The organism is Mycobacterium sp. MUNTM1 (genome assembly GCF_054660795.1).
Genome location: NZ_BAAGDE010000046.1, coordinates 13,953 through 30,575 on the forward strand (window position 1 = coordinate 13,953; position 16,623 = coordinate 30,575).

Sequence of the window (16,623 nt, forward strand, 5' to 3'; positions counted from 1 at the left end):
CTGTGCGCGTGAAGATTTGCGGCATCGGCACCACTGACGACCTGGCGGCCGCGGTCACCGCCGGCGCCGACGCAATAGGACTGATCGTTGGCACCACACACCTCAGCGAAGATGAACTCGACATCGAACAAGCCCAACACCTCGCCGCGGCCACCCCGGTGTTCGTTTCCACGGTGCTGGTCACCCACCTCACGGAGGCCTCCCGCATCTGCGAAGTGGCAGACCTCCTCGGCGTCGACACCATCCAAGTCCACGGCGAGCTGACCGCCACTGCCGCGCGCGAACTCTGGCGCCACCGCGCACACCGCCGCATTATTCGCACCGTGCACATCACCGGCTCGCAGAGCATCGACGAAGCCGACGAAGCAGCCACCGCCGCCCACGCGCTCCTGCTCGATAGCCGCACCGAAACCCGTTTGGGCGGCACCGGCCTCACGCACGACTGGACCACCAGCCGTCGCATCGTCGAACGCCTCCACCCGCTGCCGGTCATCCTCGCCGGCGGCCTGGCCGCAGACAACGTCGGCCAAGCCATCGACACCGTCCACCCATTCGGCGTCGACGCCAACAGCCGCCTCAAATCCGCGACCGGCCGCAAAGACCCCGCCGCCTGCACAGCCTTCGTCGCAGCCGCCACCACCCGCGTCAGGTAAAAAGCCGCAACGTCGCTCTACGGCGCTATCGTCGCCCCATGAGGCCAGCATGAGCACCCAGGCCGACACCACAAGACCAGGCGCAATCGACCTCGCGCCTGGCGTCCAGCTGCCACCTGAAATCGTGACCGCCGGTGTCGCGGTACTAGCCAACCGCGGCGGCGGAAAATCCGCCGTCACACACCGACTCGTCGAACTCATGCACACCGCCGGCCTGCCAGTGGTCGTACTCGACGTCAAAGGCGACTGGTGGGGCATCCGCTCCAGCGCCGACGGCAAGGGCCCAGGCCTGCCCTTCGTCATCTTCGGCGGAGACCACCACGACGTACCCCTGGAACCAACCGCCGGCCAGTTACTCGCAGACCTCATCGTCGACGACCGGATCCCCGCCGTGCTGGACCTATCACACATGAGCAAGGCACAAGCACGCACATTTGCCACCGCATTCGCCGAACGGCTCTACCACCGCAACCGCGACCCCCTCCACGTGGTGATCGAAGAAGCCGACGTCCTCATCCCCCAGCGCGTATCAGCCGACACCGCGCGACTTTTGGGTGCAATGGAAGACCTCGCCAAACGCGGCCGCCACCGCGGCCTGGGCCTCACAGTGGTCAGTCAGCGCGCACAAGAAACCGCAAAATCCGTACTGGAACTGATGGAGACGGTGATCCTGCTCCGCATGACCGGACCCCGCTCGATCAAAGCCGTCCAAGACTGGATCAACGTCAACGCCGACCACGACGACACCACCGCCCGCCAAGTCATAGCATCCCTGCCATCACTGGCCGTAGGCGAAGGATGGGTGTGGAGCCCCGGGTTCCTCCGAATCCTCAAGCGCACAACGTTTCCGATGTTCAGCACCTTCGATTCGCACGCCACACCCAAGCCAGGACAAACACGGGTGGTCCCGAAGAAACGCGCCGACATCGACCTCGACAAACTCGGCGCAGAGATCGCCGCAACACGAGAACGCGCCCACCACAACGACCCACACACTCTTCACGCCGAAATACAGTCCCTGCGCAGCCAACTCGCCGCCGCCAGCGCACGCGCAGACCAGGCGACCCAGCAGGCGTCCGCCGCCGCGCAGCTCCTCGAGCAGCGCGAGAGTGAAATCGCCACACTGCGCGCACAACTGACCGACCTTCAGACACGACGTCACGAAGACCCCCACGTCGTCAAGTCACTGCGATCAGCGGCCGAACTGATCAACTCGGCACTGCACACCCTCACCACCGCGCCGGCACCGCCTACCGCACCAGCGCACGAGACCACATCCTCGACACGGCCTGCCGAGCCCAAGCACCCGAGCCAACCACGCCCCACCAACGCTGCCACCGCACAGCACAACGGCGACCCATGCTCCCCCACCACCCTCGGCCAACCGGCCGAACCAAACAGTGACGCGCCGTTGCGGTTTCGCTCCGGAGCGCACCGCATGATCACCGCGCTGGCTCGAATGGCCCCGCTGCGACTCACCAAATCCCAGTGGGCCACGGTCGCGCGAATGAAGCACACCGGCGGCACCTGGTCGACCTACCTCGGACAACTGCGCCGCGCAGGACTCATCGATGAAAACGCCACCGGGTTCACCTTGACCGAGGCCGGCTGGCAATACGTCGGCCACCGGCCCAAACCCATGACCGCCCAAGAGCTCCAGCAGCACTACCTCGGCATCCTGCGCGCCGGAGCGGCGCGAATGCTCCAAGCAGCCATCGACGCCTACCCGAACGGGTTGACCAGAGATCAGATCGCCCAGGCAGCCGATGTGAGCGTCAGTGGCGGCACCTTTTCGACCTACCTCGGCCAGCTGCGCCGCAACGGCCTCGTCGAACAACGCGGTGACCTCGTCGTTGCCACCGACGTCCTCATGCGCGCAGCATCAGGCGCAAGCGACTCACTGCCACACAGGGATTCAGAACAGCGCTGAAAGTCACGGGTGTCAGCCTGTTGCTTTTAGGCTGTTCGGCGCAGCCGAAGAACGTCGCGCACCACGCAGCCGACGCGCTCGGCGGCCTCCGCGGCCGATAGCGTCGGATTGAGCAGAATCTGCAGCTCGTCGGCAGTGAACCTGGGTTCGGCATCCCAGGGTGCCTCATCCCACCCGGTTTCGCTGAAGCCGGAAAACAATTCGTCGCGCACAGCAATCCTCACGAAAGTTGATGCTGAAGGGGAGCTTTCGAGCGCCATTACAAGATAGCCATCGCCGAGCGCTCCGCGGGGCGTCATCGCCGCCTCGGAAGAACCGCTCGCGTCGATCGTACCGGCGCCACCTCCCGTCAGTCATTTCGAGATGTCGGCTCAACGAACCTCCACCCGATCACGAATTCGGCCCAGCCACGCGCATGTGGCCGGGGCCGGCCGAGCTCCACCCAGGCTCTATGTGGTTCGTCGAAGACCCAGCGAAACACCAGGCCGGTGTCGCCCTCGCCCAGGAACGGCGCCGCGGCGACGTAGCGGTGACCCGCCGCTGCAAAAGCAGCCGCGAAGGCCGACCACTCACTGTCGTTCTCCCACCACAGCGGAGTGAGCGCGCCGGACTCCTCCAGCTCAGCAAGTGCCGCAACCTCGCCATGGGTGTCCACCGCGTGAACGAAACGGGCCCACCTCGGGTGGGGCCGCCGCGGCTTGCCGAGCCTTTCCCACAGCGCATGCGCGTTGTCCCAATGCCACGGCTTCTCCCAGAATTCCCACGGATCATCCGGCCAGCCGTCGGACTTCGTGGCAGCCAGAACGCACGCGAACTCGAACACCGCGCGGCTGAAATCGATCCACCGCCCACCTCTTTCATGCTCACCCATCGTGGCGTCCGCCGCGTATAGCAGTGTCAGTCACTCCCGAGCGTGGTAATCACGCCCCCTTCTTGGGAGGCATAGTGCTCGGCGAGAGCGTGCTCGGCATCAGTGAACGCGCGGATCGCCTCGGGCCGGCCAGGAACTCGAACCAACATCGTCAGATCTTGGATTCGCGCGGGAGGCAGTTTCGGCGCCTGCCGACTACTGTGCAAAGGCTCAGACACCAGCCCATTATCGACGACCGAACCGACATCACCGACGCAACAGCTCGACGCCCCAAGGGGCAACCGCGCTGTGCCGACGGACGAATTGATCGCCCTGTCATGAGACGGCGTTACGGTCGGCAACGTGCACGCCACCGAGACCACAACCCGAAGGCACCGCGCCAGCCGGTGGGCCGTGGCTGCGGCCGCGGCGATCACTGTCGGCTGCGCCCACCTCGGTGTCAGCCAAGCCGGCCCAGCGGCGCCGCCGCGGGCGACTGGCTCCGTGGCCGGCCTACTCGCACAGGTACGCATCGTCGACCAGATAAACCCCGCACCCGGGTATGACCGCGGATGCGGAAAAGGACACGGCTGCGTGTTCGGCCCCGCCTGGAACGATCCCCTCGATCACACCGGCTGCGACACCCGCAACCGCCTGCTGCACACCGCGTTACACGACATCGAATACAAGCCGGGAACGCGGAACTGCAAGGTCATCGCGGGCCGGCTAGAGCCCGATCCCTACACCGGGCAAATCGTCGACCTCAAACACGTGGCGGTCGATCACATCGTGCCGCTGCGGGCTTCCTGGAATGCAGGTGCGGCCCAATGGGATTTGCAGCAGCGCCGGATCTTCGCCAACGACATGACCGAACTCGTCGCGGTATCCAGCTCAGCCAACAGCAGCAAAGGCGACTCCACCCTGTCCGAATGGCTACCCGCGATCGACAAATGCCCCTACGTCATCCGCTATCTCACCGTCACCGTCAAGTACCAGCTGCCGATCACCGTCAAAGACCGCGCGGCCGCGGCTGCGGCCTGCCAGAGCGACTGAGCGCGCGATCTCTTCGCCGTCCGTGCCACACAATGTCGATAGGTGCCGCCCGGCCGGGGCGGATGGTGTCGCAGAATATTTGGCATGCGGCTCGCCCACATCAAGTGCCTGATCGTCAGCGCCGCGGAAAGCAGGCGCATCGACTCAGTCCCCGAGCTGCCATGAGCCGGCGGCGCGGCGCGCCCTGGGCGGCGACGAGCGTTCCGATCATCCGCCGGCAGTGGTGCAGCGCGCTCGAGGCCACAGCGGAGATCTCATTCGACCAGTACAAGGTCCCACCACCGCCGGATGCCTCAGCGCACGACATCGCCACGGCGAAAAGGATCCAACGTCTGATCGCGAGATTCGCCGACACCGCCCCCATCATCAGAGCCGAAGCCCAGGCCCTGCGCACCGCGGAGCTCTACTGGGTCGCCCGCGACATGGTCGACGTCGTTTTGGATGCTGCCCAATCCCTACCGGAATGGACACCGGCAGCCGCGTTACCGGCTCCCACCGGCATGCTGTGCTGGGCGAAATCCGCGGGCACCGTCCCTTCGGGAACACTCAAACCCGACGCGGTGGAGGCCGGGCTGAACAACCCGGCCTACATCGCCCAAGGCCTCACCCCAGACGTCGCCACCATCATCGACATCTCCTGGGACGGCGTGTGGTGGTGGAGCAGACCAGATGGCCTGCTCCAATTGGTGCCGTTCTCACGCGAGGACCAAAACCCTGAGGTGTTACGGCTCGCCGACACCACCTCCCCGGTCTGGGCAGCGCAAACCATCATGGCCAAACCCGACGTCCCGCGTACTGAGGAAGCCAACAACACCGAAAGCGCGCACCCCTTCGTCAGCGTCGTAGGAGCGGCCTGGTTACTCATGGCCCAAGCCAACGTCGCCGAAACCCGCACCATCGGATCTCCTCGACCCCCGGAGCCCCAACCGGCTGACATCGAAGATGATCACCAGCCCCCAGAGCGACCGCCGCGAGAACCCTCAACCGTGACGATCGTCGACCTGCGTGCCCGAGCAGCCACCTATGAACCCGGCGCCGAGCCCGGCCGCACCTACAACCACCGCTTCCCCGTCGCGGGCCACTGGCGCCAGCAGGCCTGGGGCCCCAACCACAGCTGGCGCAAACCCAAGTACATCGGCGACTACATCAAGGGCCCCAAAGGTGCTCCGCTGATCGCCCCGAAAACCCGGGTGCACGTACTACGCAAAGGCCGCTGACCAGTGACCAATCCTCAAGAGCCGCAAGGCCTCAAGCTCTCCGAGGCCGCGAAACTCTGCGGTATCAGCGCTGACACGCTGCAGTTGCTGATCGCTGATGAGCTGCTGCCGCAAGCGCTGAGATCTGCCCGCGGACACGCCTACCTGCCCGCGGCCAATGTGCCCACCTGGCAGCACTGCCGACAGCTCGTGCTGCGGCAGCGCGACCGACACCTGCAACGCGCGGCGGATTTGATCGCGCGCGTCGAGGTCGAGCTCGAGGCGATCCGCAACGACATCACCGAGGCCCGCGACCACCCGGCTGAGCCCCTTGGCGTCGATCTCCTCGGCGCCACGAGCTATGCGACCTACGGGAACACCACCACTACGCTGGCGGCCACACTGCAGCAACTCGACCTGGTGCGCATGCAGATCGTCCGTTATCACTCTGCGTTGCAGGCGATTACCGACAAGGACCGCGGCTAAAAGCGCTCGCGGGGGTTCATTTGAGCCGCGGCCCACGGTTGGAGACCCCCGTGCTTGTCGCCGGCGTTGTTGACCCTGCCCGCTCGTATGGGTGTTTACGCTGGGTTGTGGCATTTACCGTCGTCGACCTCGCCGGGGCGGGATGGGTGCGTGGTGAACGCGAACCTGGTGGTGATGAAAGCAAGCGGTGGTTCATTCCCCCCGAACGCAGCCCGTACGCGGGCCGAGAGTGGTTGTTCAAGCCGCGCCGAACCAAGGAGTTGTTGCTCTCCACACAGCGCCAACAGCGTGGAGACACGCCCGACGTGCTGGTCCGAGGGGACGACTGGGCGGAGAAGATCTCATTCGAACTGGCCCACCTCATGACGGTGCCGGCCGCGACAACGGAATTGGCCCTGTCGGTGCAGCTCAGCGATCACCGACCGGTCCGGGGCTCGATCAGCCGCGATGTGCGGCCGAGTGGGTGGGTGCTCAGCGCAGGAGCGAGTCGGCTTGAGGAATTCGACGACGCCTTCGACGCCGACACTGGCCACGGACACACCATGGACGCGATCGCGCAGGCGCTCGCCGGGCTGAGCGGGCCACCGGAAACCCCGTACGAGGCGTGGCCGGCGTTCGACGTATTCGTCGGCTACCTCGTGTTGGACGCCTGGATCGTCAATACCGACCGTCACGCCTACAACTGGGCGCTGGTCCAGGCGCCGAGCGGCGTCATGCGCCTGGCCCACAGCTTCGATCACGGCAGTGCCCTGGGCAGCGGGTACGGCGAAGCCCTGCACGCGCGGGCGCTCGAGGAGGGCATCGAAACATGGTCCCGACGCGGGAAAGCCTCTCGGTTTCCTGACTCAGGCCCGCTGACACTGGTCGAGCTGGGGTTGCATGCGCTTCAGGCGGCAAGCCCACCGGCGCGCGCCCACTGGATGCGGCAAATATCGCAGGTCAGCGACCATGCATGCGAAGATATCGTGCAATCAATACCCGACATGTCAGAGGTAACCCGTAGGTTTGTTACCGAAGTTCTCGCAGTGAATCGGAGGCGGCTGATCGATGGCGCATAGCGGTCTTCTGATTCGCACCAACGGGATCCGGACTCCCGCAACGGTGGCGCGGCTCATCGTGACCCGACGCGACCCTGACGGCACGTATCGGGCAATAGGCTTCCTCGACAAACTCGTCGACGGAACCTTCGAGTTCGCGTATTTGCAGGCGGCAGTGCGGCATCCGTCGTTTGTGCCGCTGATCGGCTTCAGCGACGTCGGCCGCCGCTATCGTCGCGCCCACCTGTTTTCCGCGTTCGCCGAGCGCGTCATCGGCGCCAAGCGAGCCGACAGGCCACAGTACTTGGCGAGCCTGAACCTGGCTGAAGACGCTGATTCGTGGGAGATTCTCACCGCCTCGGGCGGATATCGAGAGGGCGACACGATCGAACTCATTGCGCTACCACAGATTGACCAGGCCAGGGGGCGCACCGAGGCGCGGTTCTTGGCGCACGGCATCCGTTACTGCACTGATGAGGCCAGCCGCGCAATTTCGGCGCTGACACGCGACACCGTGCTGGGACTACAGCGTGTACCCGACAACCCGGTGAACCCATCGGCCATCAGGATCACTCACCGCGACCTGCACTTGGGGTACGTGCCCGACCCCCTGATCGACTACGTCAGCGCAGTGATCTCCGGCGGCCAAGCGCGTCTAAGCGTCGTGCAGGCAAACCCTCCGGAGACCAACCCGCATTTGCGGCTCCTGCTGCGCCTGGATGGAGTACTCCGCGGGCCTTCGCCGTTCGATGGCCCACAATGGCGCACAGCGGCCTAACAGGCGATACGTTCGGGTAGACGCGGCGCGCTCGGGTCACACCTACCAACGCAGAAGAGAAGCATGATCACGCTTCTGGCTAGGCACAACGGACAGTTGTGCAGGGTCGAGCCTACGGCCGGCCAGCTGATTCGATAACGGCGATGTCATTGCCCGCCGACGTCGCCAAAGTGCTTCACAGGGGGCGGCCCAACGGGCACACGGGCGTGTAGGTTGCGCGCTTTGTCCCGTTCGTCGGGCCCCTCGGGGCGCGGCTCGTAGAGCAGCACCCAGCTGCTGAACCGGATCGCGAAGTTAAGTTGCTTGTCGAAAAAAGGGCTGCTGTAGACATACCGCTTCGCCTGCGAGAACGTGAAGAACACCTGGCCGCTCTCGTCATCAACTTGCGCGTCAATCCCAATGCTGTCGACTGCGGCGGTGAAGGGTTCGGCGTCGCTGGCCGCCAGGGACGTCAAGACTGCCGTCGAGGAGTGCTCTACGCGCTTTTGGCGCTGGTCTGTCGAGTCAAATCCGTGCAGTATGAGTGGGCTGGGAGAACGAAAAGTCTCGCGCACAATCTGGCCGGCCGCGATGGAAATCGTAAGGCTCTCAAGATCTTCCCTCGTCACGAGATACTGGACGTACGCGAGAGTGTTATACGGGTAGGGGCCGGCGACTGGTATGCGCAGGACCTGCGATTCTGGCGGGATAAGCGGTGCAGTCATCCCAGCTTCTTCTTCAAAGAAGCGGTGAAGTCGATGTCGGAGCGCGTCGGCTGGGCGACGGTGAGGGTCACGAGGTCGCCATGTGGTGCATCGAATAGGACACCGTCGCCGAGGCTGCCATCTTGTGCCACGGTGACTTTCAGTTCGAGCCCCTTGGGAGGTTCGACGATTCGATATACAGCCCGGGTGGTTTCTTCATCGATGCTCACAGAAACAATCTCCCCAGGCGTAATCGGTGTGAGCACCTCAGTGAATTCACCGAATTGCCCGGGGCCACTATTTTTTTCGGTAATCTCCCGCCTATTGGCCACCACGGTGAAGATTCCCGAAACGCCAGCGGGATCCGGTGTAGGCGGCCGGAACCACTGTGTCGGCCACGAGATGGTGCCTGAGATCTCCGCGACCACTTTGCGTGTGGTCAGCACGATCTGGTAGCTGAAACGGGAAAGCGCCGACCACTCACCGATGAGGACGAGGTCAGTATGGAGCACAAGCTCGCCGGCGTCGTCCACGTCGACGGTCGCGGCGTCGGTGGCGAAGGTGTATTCCGATTCCCCATTGGCGACGCTCGCCAATCCGACGAACACCGCGGGCGTGCCTTCTATGTCGTCGACCCGCTCGCGCAGATGAAGAACGCACTTGTCCGCATGGCGGTTATCGTCGTTGATCTTCCAGTTCGGACAAGCTATCCCTGAGATGACGACGAGGTGGCGCCCGAGTACCCCAAGATCAGCGTCAATACGGCGATGACTTGTGACATCTCCGTCACGGAGCCGATCAAGATCCATGGACCCGATCTAAGCGGAAAGCGGGAGACCGCGCAGTCGTATCCGGCTATCGAGCCATGGCATTGGCGGCGGCCCGGCCCGCACTCGCGTCACCAAAACTCACCGGGCAAACGAGTACCTTATAGGGCCTCTGCAGCCATCGGTCATTGATCGACCGACGGTGTCCGCTCGGGTTGTTACCATCCGAATTTAGACGAATGCGATTAGTCTGCGCCGCAATTCTTTCCGGCCGATCTGTTGTCTACCGCTCCCCGTCCGAGGTTCGACCTGAAGGAAAGTAGCGAAGGATCCAAGATCATGATTACGCTTCTGGCCAGCCATAACGAAGAGCTGTACAAGATCGAGCCTTGGTGTGTGGCCGACATCGCCGACCTGGTCCGCGGCGATCGACTGCAAGTGCTCACCAGTAGCGACGGCGTGCTCGATTTCTGGTTCAGTCACAGCCCGTGGCTGCGGGTCAACCGTCAGGCGACGGGGTTGCTGCTGGCCACCACCCGCTTCACCGCCCACGAGGTGCCCCTGCTGCGCGGCGACATCGTCATCGCCGCCCACGATAGCGCCGGCGATCTTGCCAGCCTCACCGACACTCAGATGAGCCGGCTGATCAACAGCGAACACAGCTGGCGCGAAGAACGCATCCTGCGCCGCCGCTTCGACCGAGACCTTCGCGCGCAACGCCGTACTCGTGCCGCCGCCGAGGCCGCCGCCCGAAAATCGCTACTGGGGCGTGCTTTTGGGCGAACGCACACCCAGGGCCGTAGCTGACAAAAACCTCCCCGCCCCCAGGAGGGTTGGAAGGGGCGCGCGTTATTGCGGTGTGGTCTGCCCGGGCAGCATGCTATGCGGGTTATACGGCTCGGGAACCATATCTCCATGCCACAGATAGATCCCTGAGCCCGGCAGCCATTCGTCATACCCGTAGGGCGGCAAAGGGTTTGGCGTAACACCCGGCGAATACATCTTGGCGCCAGGGAAATCCGATTGCGGCACCCACACCCCCGACTTCGGGGTCAGCTCAACGTATTGGATCTCGTTGCCATGTTCGTCATAGAACGGCGCCGGGCCTAATTGATTGGGCGGCAGGACTTTCACCCCGGGGATCTCATCGGAGCGCACGAAACTGTGCGGAACTTGATCAGGATCTTTGGTCCTGTCGTAGATATCAACCCACGGCGGCGCATCGGCAGTGTTCGGCGGCCCCTTTCCGCCTTTGCCTGCGATGTAAGGCATGTGGCGTTTGTCGCCGGGCTTCCACGTCTTGGAGTCCAACGGCGTGGCCGGGGAGTCTTTGCCTTGCCCAGTACCGGGCAGATCGGTGGAGAAGTCCGCTGCCTTGTACCGCTGTGCGTCCTGGCCGTCGACCCGGGTGTAGGTGTCGGCGTGCTCAGTGAGCCGCTGGGCGTAGGTGTTGAAATCAGCAACCTTGGCCTGCACCGGCCCTTCAGCCTTGGCCAGACCGGCCGCGATCCCGACCGCGGTGGGATAGCCCATCGGTCCGTGGGTGTCGATCACCTTCTGCACCTCGTCGGCGGCCTGCGGCGAAATCTGCGCCGCACGGTGCGCCAACTGCGAATAGGCGTCAGCGAAGCGCACCAAATCAGCCGGATTGGCGTCTAACTCAGCCACACCACGTCTCCTACCTGGATCAATCCAACAACTAGCCCCGATTCTCCCCGATAACTGTGACACCAGGCGACACTTGCGCGCCGATTGCAGCGTCCTTTTCTCAAGCCCGCCAGTCCACAGCGACAGCCAGCGCCGCGCACACCGTCCGCATCGGCTCCTCAGCCAGTCGCCCCAGGCGGGCATGCAGCGCGACGACGGGAACGCAGTCGACCAGATCCAGGTTCACCGCCCCGGGACGGGACACGGGCTCATCCTCGGGCTGCAACACCACTTCGCTGGCACAGCCCGCGCACCGTCGTCGTGCACGGCGCCACCAGGACCCGCTGCAACCGTGCGATGGCCTCCATCACGCGCGAGCACTGCTAGTACCCGAACGGCGCGCGGCGCCGCCCTCGGCCGGTACGGTTCAGCCACGATGACGAAAGCACGCCGCTCCCCCTGGCTCGACGACCGCGCCGCGCTGCTGGTCTCCCTGCTCGCCGACCGGCACGGACTCACCGTCAGCGAGGACACCGCCCGCCAGGACATCTCTGACGACCTCGACCACGTCGCCCGCCTCGTGCGCATCGGCCGCCAGGCTGCCAAGGTCTACATCACCGACGACATGATCAGCAAGATGGCTGACCGCATCGCCGCCGCCGTCGCCGAACACCAGACCGCCACCGCAGCCGGGGGCATCGAGCATCAGCACGTCGTCGACCTCGACACCGAACGCCGCCGGCGCCGCTGAATCAACGGCCGCCCACCGCCACGATCAACGCGGCGCACACCGCCGCCATCCTCGAATCCGCTAGCCGACCCAGCCGCGTCCCCAGCGCCGCCACCGGCACACTTTCCACCAGATCCAGATTCACCGCCGCACGCTGGGGCACCGGATCGCCACTCGGGTCGAGCACCACCTCGCTGGCCAGTCCCCGCACCGTCGTCGTGCATGGCGCCACGAGCACACGCCGCAACTTCGGAATCGCCGCATCACGGGACAGCACCACGACAGGCCGCGCGCCCGAGCCGGGGATCTCGCACCACCACAGCTCACCGCGCGCCGGCAGGGTCATATTCGACCCGCAGACCGGCGCCAGTCGGCGACCTCGCCCCACTGGTCGGGCTCGTCGGCCGGGTGCTCGTCGTAGGCGGCGTAGCTCGCGTCGACCTCGGCGGCCCGGTTGGCGGCCAGGAGCGCCCCCAGGGCCTCATCGAACAAGGCGTGGTCCTTGGCGCCGGCCCGCAGTGTGCGCGCGCTGGCGAGCAGATCGGCGTCCACCGTTGTGCTCACCCTGGTGCGATTGCCGGGCATGGCATAAGTGTGGCACGCACGCGGGACACCAGGCAGGAGTCCGCGCTCACCGCGACGGCCGCCCGAAGGTCTCGCGCAGCAAGCTCAGCGCCACACCGGTAGCGGTGAGGGCCTGGCCGACATCGTGGGTGCAATACCCGTAGCCGATGCCGACGGCCACGGCCATAGCCGCGCGGGTGATCGCGCCCACCCGGCCACGCCGTTCGGATGTCGGTTCGGGGGTGGTGTCCTGATGCTCGGTCATCGGCTGTGTGGTCCTTCCATGAGATCAACGGTGCCCCTTCTTAGGCACCTACCTACGAAGTACCGACCCGAGCGACCGTTTCCGTCGGAACGATCCGGACGAATTTTAGTCGGAATCCACCCGCTCAGACCCCAGGTGTGGCTACCCACACCGGAGCCAGCGTCTTCTGGATAGGCGTCGCAGATCCTCCAGCGCCGCGCCCAGGCCCTCGATGAGCGGAAGGGGCATCAGCGCGTCGGCGGCTGCTGCTTTGCGAGGTAGGCCTGCGCTGCGGCCGATCGTTGGTGGCCGGCCGGAACGACCCGTCCCTCCAACTTGGCCGACGCCTTCACAGCGCGCATCGCAGAGCGTTTCACCGCAGCCTTCGAGACCACGACCTTCTTCGGCGTTCTACGTTCCACGGGGCACACCTCCTTGACGACTCGACCAGCGGATTCGATGCTACCGGCCCCGCGGGCGCCCACCTAGCCCGATGCGCGGCATCAACCACAGCGTGCTGCGTCGCCGGCCGCCTTCGAGGATGAATGTCGTACCGCGAGAGGATGATGCTTGGCATGACTGTCTTTGAGCTTCTGATGGCTTCTTCGGCGGTGTGTATGTTGCTCGGTTCGTTTATTTACCGTGCGGCTGCGACGTCGGAGGGCCAGCGACGGCGTGGTGTCGTCTATGGGCTATGGCTGACTGCGGGACTGCTTGGCGTCAGCACTGTCGTAGCTTCTGTGATCCGTTGTGCGACCGGAGGTATGGTCGGCTACGCGGCCGGTGAGATCGTTGCCGGAATTTTTTTCGGCGCATTGTTTAGCGCGGTGTCGGTGTGCTTGCTTGGTTTAACTGGATTTTGGGCAGTGGTTCGCCGCCACTTCTGATGCCGTTACTCGGACGACCGCACGGCGCGCTGACCCACCAGCCGCCCGGGCTTCCCGGATCACCTATCGGTGACCGTGGCCGGTAGAACCGTCGTCGGCCGACGCGGCGCTCAGGGCGCATTCAGCGGCACGGCGTGCAGGCGCAGGTACTCCATCAGTGCTGGTTCGGGCCACCCGGAGACCCGATAGCGCCGCGGGAACACCGCCGAGGTTGGCGCGATCCCGACCACGTCGACGACCACCGAGAAGGGCACCAGGAACTGCTCGTGGTTGTTGTCGATGAACACGATGTAGTCGACCTCGGGTAAGTCGTAGGTCACGCCTTCACCCCACACGGTGGCCGAGGCCAGGCCGTGCCCGGTTTCGATGACTTGCGCGGCCGCCACATACACCGCGACCAGGTCATCCTCGTAGGCCTGCTTCAAGAACTCGGTCTGTTCCTCGTATTGGCGAAACGCCGCGCACGTGCGCGCCCGCACTGCCAACCGTCTTAACGGATGCGGACCGGCCTTGTCGAAGGGGACCAGCCGCCCGCCGTGGACGGTGAATCCCTCTGGGGAGACCGGTCTTTCGGCCTCGCAATACATCTTCTCGGCGACCTCGAAGAACTTCGCCCCCTCATCAGGGTCGTCGCTGCCGATGATCAAGACGTCTTCGCTGGGCACAAACGCCACCGGGCGCGGACCCTCAGGCCGGCCGAACCCTGCCAGCCACCCGGGCGTCAGAATCGCCGAGCTGATGTAGGTCGCCTGCTCGACGTCGTAGAAGGCCGGCGCCTCGGTGCACGACACCTCGGTGCTCACCGGGTGAAGCGCTGCAACATTGTCTCGGCCGGCGGCGAAAGCCTCCCGCCAACTCACACCCCACTGCTTGGTGTTCGCGACGGTGACGATGAGGCGCGCCTGCGGGAAGTCCAGCGCCACCAACTCATGTGCGAACGCCGACACCGGCTGCCGCCACGCGACCGCCTCACCAGGTCGGCGCAAGCTGGCGTAGGTTGACGGCCGCAAGATGGACCGCAACAACGGCCTGGCTTCCTCCCAGGTTTGCGGTGGCTCAGGCAGCATCAGTGTCGTCCCCAATTCTCGATCGCCAGGACCGGGTCGCCCGGTCTGATCACCAACGGCGGCTTCGTGCCAGCGACCAGCTGCGCCAACGGCGAGGTGGGACTGTAGGGCACCTCGTAGCGTGTGATGTCGCCGCTGGCGTCCAGAATCAAGTTCGTCAGGATCTGCACCAACGTCTGCTTGCCTGCTCTGCCGCCGCTAGGCCCGGTGTCTGTCACTCCGAAACCTGTTGCGGGCAAAGGCCACACCGCGCCCCGTGAGTCGCGGAACATACCGCCGTCGCGCTCGTAGAACAATTCGGTCAGTTGGCCAGTCGCCGGGACCGATCGCCCCACCGTCGAGTAGATGGTGTCCCGGCTCGCCATGACCCAGCAGTGGGGATTGAACGGGTCCCGGTAGGTCATCATGTCCGCCGCGGCGGCGCGGTTGGCCCGCGCCCGCCAGAACCCGAGCTCGCGGCCATCAGCAGGCTCGAGGCGGGTGATCCATTCCTGTGCCAACGGATTGGAAGCGATGGGGATCGCAAGAACGTCGGAGATCGGGCTATGACCCACAAGCAGCTTGAGCATGTCCTCGGCGATCGCGGGATCGTCGCAGACTTGGTGCAGCAGCACCGCCACCTCCGCCTTGGTGATCTGCACTGCCGGGCGGCTGAGGTCGACATCGGCTACCGCGGCATGCAGCAGACCGGGCCGGGCGGGTATCTGCTGGCGATCCTGATCACCGATGCATCCCGATGCCGCGTCCCGGTTGAGGTACTCGATCGCACGGCCCACCAGAGAGCTCACGTATTCCGTCGTGTCGGTGGTGACAAGAGCTGCCAGCCGTCGCGGATCCGGGCCATCTCCCACCCGGGCTCGGATGCGCTGTACCGGGGCACCCGGCTGCCAGGCCGCGATCGCGTCGACGTTCCGCAACGCCGGCGGCCACCACGGGAGGTCGACCCGTAGGAGCCCGGCCACCTCGAACCAGCCGCAGGTGGCCACGCGATGATGGCGGTCTGCCACGGCGACGTAGGGCGCTGAACCGCCGTCGTTGGCCCTGTGGGTCGACATTTCCGGTAGGTAGACCGCCGTGGCCCACGGCAGGCGCGCCAACAACGGTGCGGCGAGCGGATAGAGCTCGTTTTCGTGCTGCTCGTGTCCGGCATAGGCCACCGCGATCGGGCCCCGTCCATCGCCGGGCTGCCACGCGTGCACGGCCATCCCGTCGACAACCTGACCGAACAGGAACGCGGCCGGGGCCAGTGCCGCGGTGAACGGATACAGCCGAGGGACCCGGTCCCGCAGTTCTGGTTGGTGCAGCAGAATGTAGTTGTAAATCGTTGCGTGCGACCACCGTTGAGCACCGCCAGGCTCACGCTGCGGGCTGGGCAGCCGGGGTGCGCGCCGCGGCAAGTCTGCGGGGTCACCGATATCGAGTAGCTCGGCGACGTCGCCGGCAGACAGCTCCGGCTGTGACCACCGGGTGCCCATCATGCGAAGCCAGTAGGCGTCGTCCTGGTCAATCCGATCTTGGTCGATGCTCATGCGCGCTCCGGTGTGAGGTCGAAGTAGGCGTAGACGTGGACTTGGTCGCCGGGCGCTGCGGGCTGCAGGGCGTCTTGAGAGCCGACGGCCAGGATCTGGGTGGGGTTAAACCACCGCTGTAACCGGTTGGTGCGCGACCACACCACGAATGCAAGGTCCTCACCATTGGGCCTGGTTTGCCCCGCGTTGTGAACCCGCAAGCTCGTTGCGGACAGGTAGCCGCCAACGCTGTTACGCACTGCGTCCCAGATGAAGTCGCCCTTGCTCGCCAGAAACCGTTCCGCGGTCGGCCGGTAGCCGGGCTCAACACCGGCGGCGAATTGACGCAACGCCGCTTCGGCACGGGCACGCTCGGGCCCGGGCACGGCATCGAGTGGGTAGGCGGAGCCGACGAACGGATACTCGGGCAGGCTGGCCAGCGAGGACGGCTTGTGCGCGAACACATACTGCGCCCCGATATATGCTGCGGCCGCGATGATGACCAATGTGGTTGCCGCCAAAGCCCATAGCTTTGTTGAACGG

General features: G+C 65.2%; 21 protein-coding genes and 1 pseudogene. 10 read left to right on the forward strand and 12 right to left on the reverse strand.

Annotated elements, in window-relative coordinates; genetic code table 11:
- Positions 1-2 precede the first annotated feature (2 nt).
- Positions 3-653 (forward strand): phosphoribosylanthranilate isomerase, encoded by a 651-nt coding sequence (locus ACYQ8K_RS22285; RefSeq protein WP_051641663.1) that lies wholly within the window; start codon positions 3-5, stop codon positions 651-653.
- 49 nt (positions 654-702) lie between these two features.
- Positions 703-2,583, forward strand: a complete 1,881-nt coding sequence (locus ACYQ8K_RS22290; RefSeq protein ID WP_051641664.1) for an ATP-binding protein — start codon at positions 703-705, stop codon at positions 2,581-2,583.
- A 26-nt stretch (positions 2,584-2,609) separates the two neighbouring features.
- Here ACYQ8K_RS22290 and ACYQ8K_RS22295 read toward each other — a convergent pair whose 3' ends face one another.
- Positions 2,610-2,795, reverse strand: coding sequence for a hypothetical protein (locus tag ACYQ8K_RS22295; RefSeq protein ID WP_036473362.1), 186 nt, complete (start codon positions 2,793-2,795; stop codon positions 2,610-2,612).
- A 137-nt stretch (positions 2,796-2,932) separates the two neighbouring features.
- On the reverse strand, positions 2,933-3,454 hold the full coding sequence (locus ACYQ8K_RS22300; protein WP_084954308.1) for a hypothetical protein: 522 nt from the start codon (positions 3,452-3,454) through the stop codon (positions 2,933-2,935).
- 342 nt (positions 3,455-3,796) lie between these two features.
- Here ACYQ8K_RS22300 and ACYQ8K_RS22305 point away from each other — a divergent pair, with 342 nt between their 5' ends.
- From ACYQ8K_RS22305 to ACYQ8K_RS22325, 5 genes are all read left to right on the forward strand, one after another.
- The gene (locus ACYQ8K_RS22305) at positions 3,797-4,486 is read left to right on the forward strand and encodes an HNH endonuclease family protein (RefSeq protein WP_051641665.1); all 690 of its coding nucleotides are present in this window, start codon (positions 3,797-3,799) and stop codon (positions 4,484-4,486) included.
- A gap of 161 nt (positions 4,487-4,647) precedes the next feature.
- A complete protein-coding gene (locus tag ACYQ8K_RS22310) occupies positions 4,648-5,703 on the forward strand; it encodes a hypothetical protein (protein WP_036473372.1) in 1,056 nt (351 codons plus the stop codon).
- 3 nt (positions 5,704-5,706) lie between these two features.
- Entirely contained in the window at positions 5,707-6,168 is a 462-nt protein-coding gene (locus tag ACYQ8K_RS22315; RefSeq protein WP_036473376.1) for a MerR family transcriptional regulator, read from the forward strand.
- A 107-nt stretch (positions 6,169-6,275) separates the two neighbouring features.
- The gene (locus ACYQ8K_RS22320) at positions 6,276-7,226 is read left to right on the forward strand and encodes a HipA domain-containing protein (protein ID WP_036473378.1); all 951 of its coding nucleotides are present in this window, start codon (positions 6,276-6,278) and stop codon (positions 7,224-7,226) included.
- Between the two features lie 43 nt (positions 7,227-7,269).
- A complete protein-coding gene (locus ACYQ8K_RS22325) occupies positions 7,270-7,983 on the forward strand; it encodes an HIRAN domain-containing protein (RefSeq protein WP_459972434.1) in 714 nt (237 codons plus the stop codon).
- Positions 7,984-8,129: 146 nt separating this feature from the next.
- On the opposite strand, the gene ACYQ8K_RS22330 is transcribed toward ACYQ8K_RS22325, so the two are convergent.
- Both ACYQ8K_RS22330 and ACYQ8K_RS22335 read right to left on the reverse strand, forming a co-directional pair.
- The gene (locus ACYQ8K_RS22330; protein WP_036473380.1) at positions 8,130-8,687 is read right to left on the reverse strand and encodes a hypothetical protein; all 558 of its coding nucleotides are present in this window, start codon (positions 8,685-8,687) and stop codon (positions 8,130-8,132) included.
- Positions 8,684-9,475 (reverse strand): hypothetical protein, encoded by a 792-nt coding sequence (locus ACYQ8K_RS22335; protein ID WP_139813871.1) that lies wholly within the window; start codon positions 9,473-9,475, stop codon positions 8,684-8,686. Before ACYQ8K_RS22335 ends, ACYQ8K_RS22330 begins: the two co-directional genes overlap by 4 nt.
- Positions 9,476-9,772: 297 nt before the next feature.
- On the opposite strand from ACYQ8K_RS22335, the gene ACYQ8K_RS22340 reads away from it, so the two are divergent.
- Entirely contained in the window at positions 9,773-10,240 is a 468-nt protein-coding gene (locus ACYQ8K_RS22340) for a hypothetical protein (protein ID WP_051641668.1), read from the forward strand.
- Between the two features lie 42 nt (positions 10,241-10,282).
- Here the strand turns inward: ACYQ8K_RS22340 and ACYQ8K_RS22345 are convergent, their stop codons facing one another.
- Both ACYQ8K_RS22345 and ACYQ8K_RS22350 read right to left on the reverse strand, forming a co-directional pair.
- Positions 10,283-11,101 (reverse strand): type VII secretion target, encoded by an 819-nt coding sequence (locus tag ACYQ8K_RS22345; RefSeq protein WP_051641669.1) that lies wholly within the window; start codon positions 11,099-11,101, stop codon positions 10,283-10,285.
- A gap of 100 nt (positions 11,102-11,201) precedes the next feature.
- Positions 11,202-11,518, reverse strand: a pseudogene (locus ACYQ8K_RS22350) (type II toxin-antitoxin system PemK/MazF family toxin).
- Between ACYQ8K_RS22350 and ACYQ8K_RS22355 the strand changes: the two are divergent.
- Entirely contained in the window at positions 11,517-11,831 is a 315-nt protein-coding gene (locus ACYQ8K_RS22355) for a hypothetical protein (protein ID WP_036473388.1), read from the forward strand. The pseudogene ACYQ8K_RS22350 and the gene ACYQ8K_RS22355 overlap by 2 nt on opposite strands.
- A 1-nt stretch (position 11,832) precedes the next feature.
- Here ACYQ8K_RS22355 and ACYQ8K_RS22360 read toward each other — a convergent pair whose 3' ends face one another.
- The 3 genes from ACYQ8K_RS22360 to ACYQ8K_RS22370 are packed head-to-tail and all read right to left on the reverse strand — an operon-like array spanning position 11,833 to position 12,639.
- Positions 11,833-12,156: a type II toxin-antitoxin system PemK/MazF family toxin gene (locus ACYQ8K_RS22360; protein WP_036473389.1), complete on the reverse strand. Its 324-nt coding sequence runs from the start codon at positions 12,154-12,156 to the stop codon at positions 11,833-11,835.
- Positions 12,153-12,395 carry a hypothetical protein gene (locus tag ACYQ8K_RS22365; RefSeq protein ID WP_036473390.1) on the reverse strand — a complete coding sequence of 81 codons (243 nt, stop codon included), beginning with the start codon at positions 12,393-12,395 and terminating at the stop codon, positions 12,153-12,155. The genes ACYQ8K_RS22360 and ACYQ8K_RS22365 overlap by 4 nt, the downstream gene beginning before the upstream one ends.
- A 46-nt stretch (positions 12,396-12,441) precedes the next feature.
- A complete protein-coding gene (locus ACYQ8K_RS22370) occupies positions 12,442-12,639 on the reverse strand; it encodes a hypothetical protein (RefSeq protein WP_036473391.1) in 198 nt (65 codons plus the stop codon).
- Positions 12,640-13,193: 554 nt separating this feature from the next.
- On the opposite strand from ACYQ8K_RS22370, the gene ACYQ8K_RS22375 reads away from it, so the two are divergent.
- Complete coding sequence (locus ACYQ8K_RS22375; RefSeq protein ID WP_139813872.1) at positions 13,194-13,505, forward strand: hypothetical protein; 312 nt, start codon at positions 13,194-13,196, stop codon at positions 13,503-13,505.
- A gap of 110 nt (positions 13,506-13,615) precedes the next feature.
- Here the strand turns inward: ACYQ8K_RS22375 and ACYQ8K_RS22380 are convergent, their stop codons facing one another.
- From ACYQ8K_RS22380 to ACYQ8K_RS22390, 3 genes are all read right to left on the reverse strand, one after another.
- Positions 13,616-14,491, reverse strand: coding sequence for a DUF1444 domain-containing protein (locus tag ACYQ8K_RS22380; RefSeq protein ID WP_155766721.1), 876 nt, complete (start codon positions 14,489-14,491; stop codon positions 13,616-13,618).
- Between the two features lie 80 nt (positions 14,492-14,571).
- Positions 14,572-16,101, reverse strand: coding sequence for a hypothetical protein (locus ACYQ8K_RS22385; protein ID WP_036473396.1), 1,530 nt, complete (start codon positions 16,099-16,101; stop codon positions 14,572-14,574).
- Complete coding sequence (locus tag ACYQ8K_RS22390; protein ID WP_036473398.1) at positions 16,098-16,601, reverse strand: hypothetical protein; 504 nt, start codon at positions 16,599-16,601, stop codon at positions 16,098-16,100. The genes ACYQ8K_RS22385 and ACYQ8K_RS22390 overlap by 4 nt, the downstream gene beginning before the upstream one ends.
- Between the last annotated feature and the right edge of the window lie 22 nt (positions 16,602-16,623).

Excerpts from the sequence above, each read along its gene's own strand:
- ACYQ8K_RS22290 (WP_051641664.1), top strand. The coding sequence starts at position 703 with ATGAGCACCCAGGCCGACACCACAAGACCAGGCGCAATCGACCTCGCG.
- ACYQ8K_RS22300 (WP_084954308.1), bottom strand. The coding sequence starts at position 3,454 with ATGGGTGAGCATGAAAGAGGTGGGCGGTGGATCGATTTCAGCCGCGCG.
- ACYQ8K_RS22310 (WP_036473372.1), top strand. The coding sequence starts at position 4,648 with ATGAGCCGGCGGCGCGGCGCGCCCTGGGCGGCGACGAGCGTTCCGATC.
- ACYQ8K_RS22330 (WP_036473380.1), bottom strand. The coding sequence starts at position 8,687 with ATGACTGCACCGCTTATCCCGCCAGAATCGCAGGTCCTGCGCATACCA.
- ACYQ8K_RS22335 (WP_139813871.1), bottom strand. The coding sequence starts at position 9,475 with ATGGATCTTGATCGGCTCCGTGACGGAGATGTCACAAGTCATCGCCGT.
- ACYQ8K_RS22340 (WP_051641668.1), top strand. The coding sequence starts at position 9,773 with ATGATTACGCTTCTGGCCAGCCATAACGAAGAGCTGTACAAGATCGAG.
- ACYQ8K_RS22355 (WP_036473388.1), top strand. The coding sequence starts at position 11,517 with ATGACGAAAGCACGCCGCTCCCCCTGGCTCGACGACCGCGCCGCGCTG.
- ACYQ8K_RS22360 (WP_036473389.1), bottom strand. The coding sequence starts at position 12,156 with ATGACCCTGCCGGCGCGCGGTGAGCTGTGGTGGTGCGAGATCCCCGGC.
- ACYQ8K_RS22365 (WP_036473390.1), bottom strand. The coding sequence starts at position 12,395 with ATGCCCGGCAATCGCACCAGGGTGAGCACAACGGTGGACGCCGATCTG.
- ACYQ8K_RS22370 (WP_036473391.1), bottom strand. The coding sequence starts at position 12,639 with ATGACCGAGCATCAGGACACCACCCCCGAACCGACATCCGAACGGCGT.
- ACYQ8K_RS22375 (WP_139813872.1), top strand. The coding sequence starts at position 13,194 with ATGACTGTCTTTGAGCTTCTGATGGCTTCTTCGGCGGTGTGTATGTTG.
- ACYQ8K_RS22385 (WP_036473396.1), bottom strand. The coding sequence starts at position 16,101 with ATGAGCATCGACCAAGATCGGATTGACCAGGACGACGCCTACTGGCTT.